We start from the raw sequence: 14,312 nt of genomic DNA, 5'->3' as shown, positions 1-14,312 counted from the left end.
TCGAAGACCCGTTATGTGGTCGAACAGAGCTTCGGTACGCTGCACCGTAAATTCCGCTATGCCCGGGCAGCCTATTTCGGGCTGATTAAAGTGAGTGCGCAAAGCCATCTGAAGGCGATGTGTTTAAACCTGTTGAAAGCGGCAACAGGCTAAGTGTGCCTGTTGCTGCCTAAAAGGCGGTCCGGATGCCTGATTAATCAGGTATCCAAGGGGGATTAAGGGGGTATTTGAGTAGAATCAGTGGGTATTTGAAACAAAAACAGCCGAAAACCTGTGTTTGGATTTCGGCTGTTGGAGGAAAGGCTTTTTTGCAAAGGTCTCAGGCTGTTAAAAAGGCCGTCTGAAACCCAAAATCAGGTTTCAGACGGCCTTTATTTATTTTCAGGTTTAGTTTTTCCGTGCGGTAACAAACTCGGCCAGTTGGCGCAGGCGCAGGGCTTTGTCGCCGAATGGCTCGATCAGGGCAACGGCTTCTGCAATCAGCGTTTCTGCGTAAGTACGCGCGGCCTGCAGGCCCATCAGTTTGACGTAGGTCGGTTTGTCGTTGTCCGAGTCTTTGCCGGCGGTTTTGCCCAAGGTGGCGGTATCGGCTTCACAGTCCAATACATCGTCGATCACTTGGAAAGCCAGGCCCAATTTGGCGGCGTAGTGGTCTAAGGTTTGGATTTGCGCCGGTGTTAAGTCCGGGCAGGACAGTGCGCCTAAGGCTACGGCCGCGCGGATGAGTGCGCCGGTCTTGAGGCTGTGCATCTGTTCCAATTCGGCCTGATTCATGGCTTTGCCGACGTTGGCAAGGTCGATGGCTTGTCCGCCCGCCATACCAAGGCTGCCGGATGCTTGGGCCAGCGTGGACAACATGGCAAGCTGGCGCTCGGCAGACAGGCCTGTCGGACGGCTCAGTACATCAAAGGCTTGGGTTTGCAGCGCATCGCCGACCAAAAGGGCGGTTGCTTCATCGTATTGCACATGGCAGGTCGGTTTGCCGCGGCGCAGGCTGTCGTTGTCCATCGCCGGCATATCGTCGTGAACCAGCGAATAGACGTGCACCATTTCGATGGACGCCATGGCCTGCTCGACGGCATTTTGGTTTGCTTCGCCCAATTCGGACGCGGCAAGCACTAAGAGCGGGCGCAGCCGTTTGCCGCCGCCGAGAGTAACGTAACGCATGGCTTCATGCAGCGTGTGCGGCACTTGGCTTTCAGACGGCAAAAAATGCGCCAGCAGCAATTCGGTTTGCGCTTGAGCTTTTTGCTGCCATGTTTTGAGTTCATTCGCCGGGTTCAAGGTTCAACTCCTTCAGTTCGCCGGCATCCAATACTTGCAGTTTTTGCTCGACTTCCGCCAATTTGGTTTGGCAGTATCTGACCAATTCGTTGCCTTCCTGATAGGCGGCCAAAGCGTCTTTCAGCGGCATTTCGCTGCTTTGCATGGCCTGGGTCAGGGTTTCGAGGCGGGATAAGGCTTCTTCAAAGGATTGGGGGGCGTTTTTTTTCATGGTATGAAATGATGGGCAGAAAAGGGGAATTGTAGCATTTTTAGATGATGAAGGCCGTCTGAACAGGGGTGAAAACGAAATCAAAGATTTCTGTTTCTGAGTTCAGACGGCCTTTTTTCAAACGGAACAACGTTATCAGCCGGGTAAAACGGCTTTTTGATAGTTGAGCGCGATAAACTGCTTCTCGGCATCCAGTTCGGTGATTTTGAACAATGCCTGCGATTTAGGCAGCGCGTCAAACGGAATACCGGTCGCGCGCGTTACCAGCGGCAGGCCTTCAATGCGGACGAGGTCTTCTTTGAGGATGGTGGCCGTCAGCTCGCTGATGTCTTGCTGTTGCAGATAGACGAGGCTCCAGTAGGCTTCCATTTGGCGTTGGAAGTCGGCGTAGGCTGTATAGGCGGCATCAAAGTCGCGCAACGCGGCGAAAAGCTCGGCATCGCTGTTTTGATACAGCGGCTCGGCAGTGTCGTCGATCAGGCTGATCAGCTGCTTTTGGTTGATGTAGTCGGCGGCGCGGCGCAGCGGCGAGGTAAACCAGCCGTAATGCTGCACGCCCATGCCGATGTGCGGCTCGGATTTGGTGCTCATGCGCACTTTGCCTGCCGGTTGGACGCGGAAGAGGCCGGGCAGCTCGTTTTCGTCCAGCATTTGCGCCCAAGTGCTGTTGGCAAGAATCATCATCTCGCTGACCAGCGTATCGATGGGCGAACCGCGTTCGCGGCAGACGACAGATACGTTGCCTTCCTCATCCAATTCGATGCTGTAATCGTATTGCGGCGCACGGTCAGGCTCGTATTTGCCACGCGCTTTTTGCAAGGAGATGGCAAATTGATAGAACCAAATCAGGTCTTGATGGTGGGCGAACATCATTTCGCCTGCTTCGTCCAAGCCGGTTTTGGCGTTGAAATGCGGCTCGATGGTTTGAATGCGTAGGTTTTCAGCGATGTTGACCGCTTCGATTTTGCAGGTTGGCGCGCCGACGTTGAACTCGCTGTCCACATCGAAATAAATGCTGATGGAAGGGCGGTATGCACCTGCATCAAGGCTGAACGCGGCGATCCAGTTTTCGGGCAGCATGGTGATTTTGCCGCCGGGAAAATAAACCGTGCTTAAGCGTTCCATGATGTTTTTTTCCATTTTGTCGCTTTGTTTAATGGCAAGCGACGGCGCGGCGATGTGGATACCGACGCGTTTCATGCCATTGCCCAAGTCGGTCAGGCTCAAGGCATCGTCCACTTCGGTGGTCGATTCGTCATCAATGGAAAAGGCGGTAACGTCAGCCTTGGGCAAGTCGGGCATTTCAGGAAGCGGAAGGTCGGGGAAGCCTGTTCCTTTGGGGAAATATTTGATTTCAAACCCGTCTTGCAGGTATTGGGGAATGGACGTAATGCCGCCCGTTTTTTTCGCCAGTTCGTAGGCGGAGATTTTCAGCTCGTCGGCGGCTTTGGTAAAGGCTTTGTAGGTCAGCGACTGCTTGTCGGGCGCGTGTAAGATGGTTTTCAAATCCGCCGCGATTTCAGACGGCATCTCGCCGCGTTTCAAGGCTTCCGCCCAAGCGTCGATTTGCGCGTCTTGTTGTTTTTTGCGTTCGATGGCGGCAAGCGCTTGTTTTAAGGTTTCTTCGGGCGCGGCTTTGAACACGCCTTTGGCTTTTTTGTAGAAATACATCGGCGCGGCGTAAAGCGCAATCAAAGTCGCCGCTAGCTCGGTTTTAGTCGGCGCATGACCGTAATATTCTTCGGCAATCGCCTCGGCGGTAAATTCCTCTTCGCCGCATACTTCCCACAATAAATCGGTGTCGATGTCCGCCGCCTGTGCCTGCGCGTTCTCCAAAAATACCGCCATATCGCCGTCAAACTCGGCAAAGACATTGTTTGCCTTCACTTTGGTGCGCTTGCCGTGTTGGGTATCGACTTGATAGGTGGCGTCGTTTTTTTGGACGATGGAGGCAACTTTGAATTGGCCGGACTCTTCGTAAAAGATATTCATTTTTTTAGGATTTTATGATTTGTAGGAAACGCGTGATTTTAGCAGATTTGCACAAGAAAGGCCGTCTGAAAAACATACTTTCAGACGGCCTGTTCAAACGGCGGATGATTAATACTGATATGCCGCCAGTTTGCGTTTGATTTCAGGCAGGGCGGCGCGTGCGGCCTGTTCGCCCAGTTGGATGGCGCGTTGTTTTTGGTCGAAACCGCCAACCGAACCCAGCTCCAAAACCTGTGGTTTGATGACCACATTGGCTTGTCCCAATTCTTGGCGCAACGCAGTTTGACTCATTACGTTGAAGGTTTGGTCAAGATAGGAGAACATGCCTTGGTTGACGTTTTTGGCTGGACGGGCGGAAATATCGACGGCAATGATGAAGTTTGCGCCCAGTTTTTTCGCCGCGCTGACCGGTACGGGTTGCGACAGGCCGCCATCTACATATTTGCGGTTGCCGATGACGACAGGTTGGAACACGTTCGGAATCGAAGCGGAAGCGCGGACGGCCTGTCCGGCATTGCCGACGTTGAACACCACCGGTTTGCCGCTTTCAAAATCGGTCGCAACGGCGGCAAATTTGATGGGGAACTGCTGCATCGGGCGGTTGCCGACTTTGCGGTTGATGTAGTTTTGCAGTTTTTCGCCTTTGATGAAGCCGCTGGTGGACAAGGTCAAATCCACCAAATCGGTTTTACCCAAAATTTCCGCTTCCAATTCGAGGCGGTCGGGCGACATTCCCGAAGCGTACATACTGCCGACAATCGAGCCGGCGGATGTACCGGTAACGATTTTGATCGGAATATTGTTTTCTTTCAAAACCTTAATAATTCCGATATGGGCAAAGCCTTTGGACGCGCCGCCACCCAAAGCCAGCGCAACTGTGGCTTTCGGTTTGGGTGCAGGACGCGAAACCGTATTTTGACCCTGCGCAGAAGGTTTGGATTGCGGCGCGTTGCCACTCGGACAGGCAGCCAATACCAAGACGGATGAAGTGGCTAAAAACGTTTTGAATGTGGAAAAAAGTTTATTCATGTTTAGACAGCCTTTAATATGTCGAAAGGGTTATTCTACTCTGAAATTAAGTCGAAAGGCCGTCTGAAATTAGGTTTCAGACGGCCTTTTAAATCAAGCTTAAGCCAATTCGAGCTGTTTTTCCAAGCTTTCGACCAGCTGGTCGTCCAAATTCAAAGCTTGGGACAAACGGCTCAGGAACACGATTTCCTTGCGCGACAAGTCCGCGCAGACCAATCTGGCCGCCAGATAAGTTTCGGCTGCCAAAGCCTCGTCGCTGCCGACCGCAGCCGCAATTTGCTCGATAGAGGCCGGTTGCGCATATTCAGCCTGCAGCCATGCCGCCATTTCCGCATCGTTGCCGCTTTCACGCTCAATGGCCGCGCGTTCCGCATCGTCAATCAGGCCGTCTGAAGCCGCCGCCGCAATCATCGTTTGCAAAATCACACGGCTGTGGTTTTCACCAATCAGACCGGCAGGTTGGAACGCACTTTGCGGCAATTCTTCCTGCTGGCGGTTTTGTTTCCAGTTTTGATAGCCTTTATAAGCCAGAAAACCCAAAGCAGCGACCGAGCCGGCCTTGACCAGCTTCTTCGTGTTTTTCTTTTTCAACAGCATTGATGCCAAAGCACCCGTCAACGCGCCGCCGCCGAAAGAATTGAGCGGGCTGTCCGCAACCGCTTTGCTACCTTTTTGAGCCGCACCCAAAACCTGATTGAGCAACTGACTGAAATCCATAAAAAAATCTCCTGAAAACAAATACATTGCAAATATAGGGCAGAAACACCAAAAAACCAAGCCAAAGAAAGTTAAAAGGTGCAAACAAGTTTTCAGACGGCCATAGCCGACTTTCGGTACAATCACACCATTCCAAACAATAAACCCCATCATGACCGATACCGCCCAAATCATTACCAGCTATGGCCGCCGCTATATTGTCCGCACCCCCGACGGCCAAACATATGACGCCACCACCCGAAAAAAACGCGTCGATTTCGCCTGCGGCGACCAAGTCCGCATCAGCCCCATCAACGGCGAACAAGTCGTGATTGAAGACTACCTCCCGCGCGAAAGCCTGCTCTACCGCCAAGACGCATGGAAAACCAAACTGATTGCCGCCAACGTTACCCAACTCCTTATCGTAACTGCCGCGAGCCCCTCACCCAGCGAGGCCCTGTTGCAACGCGCCCTCCTCGCGGCAGAAGCGGCCGGCATTAACGCCGTTATCGTCCTCAACAAAGCCGACCTGCCCGAAACCGCCCAATGGCGCGAGAAACTCAAATTCTACGAAACCCTCGGCTACTCCGTGGTTGAAACCAACGCATTGGAAAATGCCGACATCCTGCGTCCCATTTTAGAAGGGCAAACCAACATCCTGCTCGGACAAAGCGGCATGGGCAAGTCCACCCTGACCAACGCCCTACTCGGCAACCAAGCCGCCCGAACCGGCGACATTTCCACCGCGCTTGACTCCGGCAAACACACCACCACCCACGCCCAACTATACGATTTAAACGCAGAAACCCGACTCATCGACTCCCCCGGCCTGCAAGAATTCGGCCTGCACCATCTCCAAGCCGCCGACCTGTTGCAATACTTCCCCGATCTGCGCCATCTTATCGGCCAGTGCCGTTTCCACAACTGCACCCATCGCGCCGAACCCGGCTGTGCCGTCAAAGTCGCTGCCGAATCAGGCGAAGCCAGACCCGAGCGCATCGAATTTCTGCAACGCGTTACCGATGAATTGTTGAGATAAAGTTTTAACGAAAACTAAGTGTTTGGATAAATAAAAAGGCCGTCTGAAAATTTCAGACGGCCTTTTGTTGAAGTATAACCAAATTTACCTTTCAACCGGTATCGCTACCTTAGCGGGAAAGAGACGGTGCTTTTCGTGGCGGATTGATCATGAGAAGCACGGCTTCTTCAATTTTCTTGTCCTCCCGATCATGGAGCTCTACCGGAAACTTCAGACGCAACACTGCAACAATAGCGCCAACCGATAAGCCTGCATCATGAAGCAACTCAATTTCTTTAAGTACCGGTGCGGAAAGGTTTAACATGGTTTCTCCTTAAGATTTGATACTTAGCCCACTTTATCCCCGGGCTGTGCGCCTGCGTCAACGTCGAGGAGCTTCAGTTTGCCCTCTGCCGTGGCGGCGGAGAGGATCATGCCTTCGGATACGCCGAATTTTGCCATTTTGCGCGGGGCGAAGTTGGCGACGGCGATGACCATGCGGCCGTTCAATTCGGCAGGATTTGGGTAAGACGCGGCGATGCCGGAGAAGATGATGCGTTTTTCAAAACCGAAATCGAGGTCGAATTTCAGGAGTTTGGTGCTGCCTTCGACGGCTTCGCAGTTCAATACTTTGGCGACGCGCATATCGATTTTCATGAAGTCGTCAAAGCTGGCCTGTTCGGCGACTTTTTCGTATTTGCTCTCTTCGGCGGCAGGCGCGGGGGTCGTCTGAATGCTTTGTTTGTTGGCTTCGATTAAATCGTCCACTTGTTTTTGCTCCACTCGTTGCATTAAATGTTCGTATTTGTTGATGGCGTGTTCGCCCAAGGTTTCGCGCGTGTTTGCCCAAGTAATCGCGTCCAGATTGAGGAAACGCGCGGCGTTGGCGGCGGTTTGCGGCAACACGGGGGCGAGGTAGGCGGTCAGCATGGTGAAGGCGTTGATGAGTTCGCTGCATACTTCGTGCAGCAAATCATCTAATATATGATACGTATCCAGTACCTTAATATTGATCCATAAGTCAGCAATAGTAGTCGCCAAATCTTCAGATTGAATTTCCTCTAAGCTCAGGGGGTATGGGCTGTGGTTAGGGGCATTATTATAATCCTCGAGAATTTTTCTTCCTTCCTTTTGTGAATACCTTAGAATTGATTCTTTAACTTTTTCATAGTTTTCCAATGAGAAAGTTTCTTTTTCTTTTTGGAAAATATCTTTTTTATTTTTAGGAAGTGAATTAATAAATTTATTTAAATCAGCTAAATCATTTTTAATAATGACTGGTTTGGTAAAAAGTTCATCATTCAAGTCAGGTAAGTTTGCTAATTTAGCATTGTCTTTCTTAGTAAATCTCCATTTGTATTTCGGAGATTCCAGAAATTTGTTCAGCTCCCACGGCTTGTTGGCATCGACGTATTCGTTCACGGCATCTGCCAATGCCATGATGTCGCGTAGGGCGCGGGCGTATTCGCGGTTTTCGTATTGCTCGGCGATGGTGTCGCTTTCGGCAGCGAGTTTTGCCAGCAATGCGCTGCCTGAAACGTCTTTCAGACGACCTTCAAAGCGTTTGGCGATGAAACCTGACGCGCGGGCGGCGATGTTGACGTATTTGCCGACGAGGTCGCTGTTGACGCGGCTGATAAAGTCTTGCAGGTTCAAATCGATGTCTTCGATTTTGCTGTTGAGTTTGGCGGCGATGTAGTAGCGCATCCACTCGGGGTTCAGGCCTTGTTCCAGATAGGATTTGGCGGTGATGAAGGTGCCGCGCGATTTGGACATTTTTTGTCCGTCCACGGTCAAAAAGCCGTGTGCGTACACGCCGGTCGGGGCGCGGTGGCCGGAGAAATGCAACATGGCGGGCCAGAACAGGGCGTGGAAATAGAGGATGTCTTTGCCGATGAAGTGGTACATCTCGGTTTGGCTGTTGGCTTTGAAGTATTCGTCAAAATCGATGCCGATGCGGTCGCACAGGTTTTTAAACGACGCCATGTAGCCGACGGGCGCGTCCAGCCAGACGTAGAAGTATTTGCCCGGCGCGTCGGGGATTTCAAAACCGAAATACGGCGCGTCGCGGGAAATATCCCAGTCGGACAGGGTGGTTTCTTCTCCTTCGCCCAGCCATTCTTTCATTTTGTTGAGGGCTTCGGGTTGCAGATGGGGCTTGCCGTCGTGCGGGTTGTTGCCGGAAGTCCAGGCTTTGAGAAAGTCGGCGCATTCGCCCAGTTTGAAGAAGAAGTGTTCGGATTCGCGCAATTCGGGTTTGGCACCGGATACGGCGGAATACGGGTTGATCAGTTCGGTCGGGGAATAGGTCGTGCCGCAAACTTCGCAGTTGTCGCCGTATTGGTCTTGGGCGTGGCATTTGGGGCATTCGCCTTTGACAAAGCGGTCGGGCAGGAACATTTGTTTTTCGGGGTCGAAAAGCTGCTCGATGACGCGGCTCTCAATCTTGCCGTTGGCTTTCAGCGCGCGGTAAATGTCTTGGGAAAACTGTTTGTTTTCAGGGGAGTGGGTGCTGTAATAATTGTCGTAGCCGATGTTGAAACCGGTAAAGTCGGCGAGGTGCTCTTCGCGCACTTTGGCAATCATGTCTTCAGGCGCGATGCCTTGTTTTTGCGCGGCAAGCATCACGGGCGTGCCGTGGGTGTCGTCGGCGCAGCAGTAGTGGCACTCGTGGCCGCGCAGTTTTTGGAAGCGCACCCAAACGTCGGTTTGGATGTGTTCGACCATGTGGCCGAGGTGAATACTGCCGTTGGCATACGGCAGCGCGGAAGTGACAAGGATTTTGCGTGTCATGGTTTGTGCTTTTAAAAACAATGGATAAAGATATCGGGAATTATACCGCAAAACAATACGCAAAGGCCGTCTGAAACCCGATTGCTGGTGTTTCAGACGGCCTTTTGAGACTTGGCAGAAAGATTGTTACCCAATGCTCATTCCACGCGATTGAGATTGCGCTAATTGTTTCTGTTGCTCTTCATATTCAGCCGTTTGCTGAATTTGATTAAAGCTCTTTTCCACGGGAATAGATGCAGATAGTCCTATATCCATAGAGGCAAGATTTAATGTAGGATTTCGGTTCCCGATTAGATACTGGTCGTTTTTTACACTAAATAAAGTAAGATCAGTGATATTTTTTGACTGAGCCAAGGCGGTAAGTGCCATCGCGGAATTTTGCAGCTTTTTCTCATCAATAGGCAGATTGTTTGTCTTATGATACGTCGTTAGGTGCACCATTGCAGTATTGAAGAACTTTTGATTTTCAGGGGAAAAGTTTTGTAGTTTGCTAGCATTTATTTGCAGATCTAAAAAGGCGTATTGAGGACGATCCTGTTGTTCATATGGATTTGAATACTGCGGTTGGTTTTCTGCAATAAATTTGTCCGCCCAGTTAATATATTTTTCAAATGATTGTGGTGATTGACGAATTTTTTCTTTTACTAGATTATTAAATCTGCTCAGCATAGCCATATTTTCTTCAGCCAGTTGATGAGCTGGAGAATGTGGAGATAAAACAGATAATCCCTTTTCAGGGGTAAAATTGTTTATAGCATGAGATGAGTAAAGATTCCACTTGTTAGCCAAAAAGTTGTCATCCGAAGTATCTTGTGTGGCAAAACCACCTTTACGCAGATTATCTACTTCGTTTTTTGTAGTATACAAAATACTTCTGCCTAAATGATTGCTTGCAGATGAGACATAGTCTCCACCCATACGGTGATTAATGATTAATCTGTCCGCTAATGGGTTGATTGGAAGGGCTTCTTTCAAGCCTGCTGCGCCAAAGGCATTAAAAGTTTCAGTGCGTTGACCATAGCGATTGCCACATAACTGGGCAAGTGCTCCTCCTAAGGAGTGACCGGTTTGGTAGATTTTTGCCCCGTTATGTTTTGCCATTGCATTCGCCACTTCAGTTAATGCTCTAGCATCGTTGTACTGAGGATTGGTATGGCTTTTAACCATACGCATATCGGCTTCTCGGTCTTGGCGTGTTTCAAACTCTGTACCTCTGTGGACGACTACTAACTCGTTGGTATCTAAGCGACGGTAAATGGCACCAAAATAACCATTTTTGGGATTGTCGCTGATTCTTTCAACAGCATATTTAATACCGTTTAAAGTTATTTCTTTATTTTTTTCGTTATCAAAAACCAGTTTTTTTTCGCCGTTTTCATCTTTCTTCCCATAAATGTGATCAGACAGCAGGGCAAAATCCTGACTATTCAATGCTCTCATTTTTCAACCTTTCTTAATGTTAATTCAACTGTAAAAAGAGAATCCGGTTTATAATCCGCCACATTTTTATGCCAACTTTCAATACCTCTATCAGAATATCCGCTATCAATTGAACCATTACCTTGAAATTCGGTTGCTATGGGATAAAGGTTTTTTTCATAATGATTGGTTACTTTTAATTCAGGATTTTCCTCAGTCAGTTTTTTTAAATCTTCCGAATCAATACGGACAATCAAAGCTGTTTCTCGCTTATCTTTTCCTGTTGGTTCCATTACTATGGCAGCACTTAAAAACTGCCATTTACATACGCCTTCCCCATAGTAATCTTCATCTAAAGGAGTATCCGAATAAAAGTCTGTAGCATATGTATTATTATCAATTTTAGTCATCTCCAGTTTTTTTCGGTATTGAGGCCACGTTGTCGCACCTACCCAACGATTGGTTACATATTTGCAGTTTTCCGATTGGTAAAGTTCATCTCCCGTCACAATTTGGAAAGCTAGAGGCGCATCTTTAATTTTAACCACAGCTTGATAATGTTCTTTACGGTTTGGGTTAATTTTAACATCCTTTGGAGGAGCATCTCCTTTCGGCAGTTTATAGGTGGGGAAATCCGATTCTTTAAAGCCATATTCTTCGTACACGTTTTTCTCCTTGTTGCAGGCGGTTAATGATAAAGCGGCACAGAGACCGAATAGCAAGATAAAAGGTTTCATAAGGCTTCCTTCTACAATGAGATTTTGAATCTTGATTCAAAGTATACAGGAGTAATTCAAAGTATACAGGAGTATTTGTTGTTACTTTATTCTTTTTGTATTTTCTTTCAAATTTTGATAAATACGCTGTTTTAGAAATTCTGCGATGGTTGTCAATAAAAACGCTGTAAACCATAAATACAATCCTAATCCGTAAGTTGGTTTTGCATGTCCTCCTGCTTCATTCACAATTACTTCGTTTAAGGTAAATGTAAGTAGCGCCACAACCCATAATAATCCATGCAAAGTAAAGATAAATTTTTTTGCTTGCGGTCGGATAAGAGATATGAATATTAAAATGAACCAAATATAATTTGCATAAACAGCAAAATATCCAATGTGTCCTAAACCAGGTCCAAATATTGTTCCAATAATTAGAACAAAAAATCCCTCATATTGTCCTTCTTTTCCAAAAGTAAATACATTTTGAAATAAGGAACAAATCCAAATGAAAATGGCAATAAAGAAACATAGTTTATGGCCATAACGGGTTATCCGTTTCTTTGTTGTGTGTGATGAATCATTCATAATGTATATTGATTATATGGAGGATTAGTAGTGAATAATTATCGGCTTTTCTACTGCTTTAATGATGCTGTTTATATAAACCAGATTAATTTTGAAAAGATTGGAAGGTGGGTTTTCTGAGTGTTTACTAATCGAAAAATCCTATTTCTTATCTTAGTTACCTGCTTTTTATTTCACAAGTAGATAGGCCGTCTGAAAACAAGCATAGCGTGTTTGCTAGATTTTGTTTTCAGACGGCCTTTTATTTATCGGCTGCGTATGGAATCAACCGCGTACGCGTTCGATTTTTGCGCCTACGCCGCCGAGTTTTTTCTCGATGTATTCATAGCCGCGGTCGAGGTGGTAGATACGTTCGACGATGGTTTCGCCATCTGCGACCAAGCCTGCCATAACGAGGCTGGCGGAGGCACGTAGGTCGGTTGCCATCACGACGGCGCCGGAGAGTTTTTCCACGCCTTTGATGTAGGCGGTGTTGCCTTCAGTAGTGATGTTCGCGCCCATGCGGTTGAGTTCGGGAACGTGCATGAAGCGGTTTTCAAAGATGGTTTCGACGACGCGGCTGTCGCCTTCGGCAACGGCGTTCATCGCCATAAACTGCGCCTGCATGTCGGTCGGGAAGCCAGGGTGTTCGGTGGTGCGGATGTTTACCGCTTTCGGCCGTTGCTGCATGTCGATGGAAATCCAGTCGTCGCCCGCTTCGATGATGGCGCCGGCTTCGACGAGTTTGTCCAAAACGACTTCCATGGTTTTAGGCGCGGCTTTGCGCAGGACGACTTTGCCGCCGGTCATGGCGACGGCGCAAAGGAAGGTACCGGCTTCGATGCGGTCGGGAACGACGCTGTGTTCGCAGCCGTGCAGCTCTTTCACGCCTTCGACGGTCATGGTTGATGTACCGATGCCGCTGATTTTCGCGCCCATTTTGACGAGGCATTCCGCCAAATCGACGACTTCGGGTTCGATGGCGCAGTTTTCGAGGATGGTTGTGCCTTCGGCGAGGGTCGCCGCCATCAGCAGGTTTTCCGTACCGCCGACGGTAATCATATCCATCACCACGCGCGTGCCTTTCAGACGACCTTTGGCTTTGACGTAGCCGTGTTCGATGGTGATTTCCGCACCCATGGTCTCGAGGCCTTTGAGGTGTTGGTCAACCGGGCGCGAACCGATGGCGCAACCGCCGGGCAGGCTGACTTGGGCTTCGCCGAAGCGGGCGAGGGTCGGGCCCAAAACCAAGATGGATGCGCGCATGGTTTTTACCAGCTCGTAAGGTGCGCAGGTGTTGTTGACGGTGCCGCCGTTGATTTCAAATTCGGAGATGTTGTCGGTCAAAACGCGTGCGCCCATGCCTTGCAGCAGTTTTTGGGTGGTTTTGACGTCGGCGAGCATGGGTACGTTTTTCAAGCGTAAAGTGCCGGAAGTCAGCAGACCGGCACACATCAGCGGCAGGGCGGCATTTTTTGCGCCGGATACGATGATTTCGCCGTTGAGGGGGCCGTTGGCAGAGATTTTGAGTTTGTCCACAGGATGTCTTTCGTTATTTGTCTGCACGGTTTATGCCGCACAAATGAAATGAGATGGATAATAGACCATCAATTATAAGGGATTATGCCCTTGCTGTTAGATTTGGCAGTATTAAATTTTCACAAGGTTTGTTTAAGTTGCGAAAGGATAAGATTTCAGGCCGTCTGAATGGTTCAGACGGCCTGTTTGCCAAGGCTTATTTTTTGGCTTTGAAGCCTAAGAGGTGTTGCGTGGTGGCCAGCCATGCGCCGAATATGCCCAGCGCGATGACGAAGCCGAATACCAGCGACACTTCGCTAAATGTGAAGAAACGCCAGCCGATGTTCAGACCGTAGGGTTTGAAAATCGCGTCCACCAGCGGCCGTACTTCGGCCAGCAGCCAAGCCGACAAGCCCAAGCTGACGGCGGCTGAGAAAATACTCTGCCACATTGCCTGATAAAGGAAAGGACGGCGGATGAAGGAAGCGGGCGCACCCAACAGCTTGGTGATTTCCAACTCTTCCTTGCGGCTGAGGATTTGCAGGCGGATGGTGTTGTGTGCGACCAAGACAAAGGCCATGCCCAAAGTCAGCGAGAGGAACCACAAAATCTTGCGGATAAATTCGTTAATACGATAAAGGGTCTGTACCCATTCGGTATCCATGGTTGCTGATTCGACGCGCGGCAGTTTGGTAATGTCTTTATAGATGGCCTGCATCTGATCCGGAGAAGTGGCAGGGTCGGGTGTAACGATAAAGACGTCGGGCAATGGGTTGCCATCGAGCATGGAAACGAGGTTTTGGTCGAGATTGGTTTGCAATTCTTCCAAACCTTCCTGCTTGCTGATAAAGCGGACTTTATCGATACGGCTGTCGCGCTGGAGCAGGTTTTTCACCGTATCGGCATCAGAACTTGCTGCATCAGTGTCCATATAAACCGTAATCTGTGGCGATTCGTTGAGTTTGCCCAATACGCTTTGCCCGCTTTGGATACCCAAATACATAAACAGCGGCAAGGTCATGGCAACGGCAAGCATGAGCAGGGTCAGCAGCGTGCCGATGGGTTGGCG

Annotated in this window: 13 protein-coding genes and 1 pseudogene; 2 read left to right on the top strand and 12 right to left on the bottom strand. The window is 49.4% G+C overall.

All coding sequences use genetic code 11. The annotated features are described in order from the left end of the window. Positions 1–173 (top strand): annotated as a pseudogene (locus ACTHSP_RS11820) (transposase); the annotation flags it as partial. Between the two features lie 214 nt (positions 174–387). Here the strand turns inward: ACTHSP_RS11820 and ACTHSP_RS11815 are convergent. The 5 genes from ACTHSP_RS11815 to ACTHSP_RS11795 all read right to left on the bottom strand — a co-directional run bounded on the left by ACTHSP_RS11815 (position 388) and on the right by ACTHSP_RS11795 (position 5,233). Beyond that, positions 388–1,284 (bottom strand): polyprenyl synthetase family protein, encoded by an 897-nt coding sequence (locus ACTHSP_RS11815; protein ID WP_440346145.1) that lies wholly within the window; start codon positions 1,282–1,284, stop codon positions 388–390. Beyond that, positions 1,268–1,495 carry an exodeoxyribonuclease VII small subunit gene (locus tag ACTHSP_RS11810; RefSeq protein WP_308887758.1) on the bottom strand — a complete coding sequence of 76 codons (228 nt, stop codon included), beginning with the start codon at positions 1,493–1,495 and terminating at the stop codon, positions 1,268–1,270. The genes ACTHSP_RS11815 and ACTHSP_RS11810 overlap by 17 nt, the downstream gene beginning before the upstream one ends. Positions 1,496–1,630: 135 nt before the next feature. Further along, positions 1,631–3,487: a ribonuclease catalytic domain-containing protein gene (locus tag ACTHSP_RS11805; RefSeq protein ID WP_440346144.1), complete on the bottom strand. Its 1,857-nt coding sequence runs from the start codon at positions 3,485–3,487 to the stop codon at positions 1,631–1,633. Positions 3,488–3,595: 108 nt separating this feature from the next. Further along, complete coding sequence (locus tag ACTHSP_RS11800) at positions 3,596–4,516, bottom strand: patatin-like phospholipase family protein (protein ID WP_049352487.1); 921 nt, start codon at positions 4,514–4,516, stop codon at positions 3,596–3,598. Between the two features lie 99 nt (positions 4,517–4,615). Further along, entirely contained in the window at positions 4,616–5,233 is a 618-nt protein-coding gene (locus tag ACTHSP_RS11795) for a tellurite resistance TerB family protein (protein WP_049328449.1), read from the bottom strand. A 151-nt stretch (positions 5,234–5,384) separates the two neighbouring features. Between ACTHSP_RS11795 and rsgA the strand changes: the two genes are divergently transcribed. Continuing rightward, positions 5,385–6,251: a ribosome small subunit-dependent GTPase A gene (gene rsgA / locus ACTHSP_RS11790; RefSeq protein WP_308887760.1), complete on the top strand. Its 867-nt coding sequence runs from the start codon at positions 5,385–5,387 to the stop codon at positions 6,249–6,251. Positions 6,252–6,360: 109 nt separating this feature from the next. Here rsgA and ACTHSP_RS11785 read toward each other — a convergent pair whose 3' ends face one another. The 7 genes from ACTHSP_RS11785 to ftsX all read right to left on the bottom strand — a co-directional run. After that, positions 6,361–6,555 carry a hypothetical protein gene (locus ACTHSP_RS11785; protein WP_049328774.1) on the bottom strand — a complete coding sequence of 65 codons (195 nt, stop codon included), beginning with the start codon at positions 6,553–6,555 and terminating at the stop codon, positions 6,361–6,363. Positions 6,556–6,578: 23 nt separating this feature from the next. Next, the gene (gene metG / locus ACTHSP_RS11780; protein WP_440346143.1) at positions 6,579–9,023 is read right to left on the bottom strand and encodes a methionine--tRNA ligase; all 2,445 of its coding nucleotides are present in this window, start codon (positions 9,021–9,023) and stop codon (positions 6,579–6,581) included. 126 nt (positions 9,024–9,149) lie between these two features. Next, positions 9,150–10,463 (bottom strand): lipase family protein, encoded by a 1,314-nt coding sequence (locus tag ACTHSP_RS11775; protein WP_308887762.1) that lies wholly within the window; start codon positions 10,461–10,463, stop codon positions 9,150–9,152. Then, a complete protein-coding gene (locus tag ACTHSP_RS11770) occupies positions 10,460–11,179 on the bottom strand; it encodes a hypothetical protein (RefSeq protein WP_308887764.1) in 720 nt (239 codons plus the stop codon). The genes ACTHSP_RS11775 and ACTHSP_RS11770 overlap by 4 nt, the downstream gene beginning before the upstream one ends. Before the next feature lie 81 nt (positions 11,180–11,260). Continuing rightward, complete coding sequence (locus ACTHSP_RS11765) at positions 11,261–11,746, bottom strand: hypothetical protein (protein WP_049328770.1); 486 nt, start codon at positions 11,744–11,746, stop codon at positions 11,261–11,263. Positions 11,747–12,010: 264 nt separating this feature from the next. Further along, complete coding sequence (gene murA, locus ACTHSP_RS11760) at positions 12,011–13,264, bottom strand: UDP-N-acetylglucosamine 1-carboxyvinyltransferase (RefSeq protein WP_308887799.1); 1,254 nt, start codon at positions 13,262–13,264, stop codon at positions 12,011–12,013. Positions 13,265–13,460: 196 nt separating this feature from the next. Further along, positions 13,461–14,312: permease-like cell division protein FtsX (gene ftsX, locus ACTHSP_RS11755; protein ID WP_440346142.1), on the bottom strand; the 852-nt coding region annotated here is incomplete at its 5' end.

Source organism: Neisseria sp. P0001.S005 (assembly GCF_051963715.1).
The sequence above is the reverse complement of the archived record's forward strand: the minus strand, read 5'-3'. Positions and strand labels throughout refer to the sequence as shown.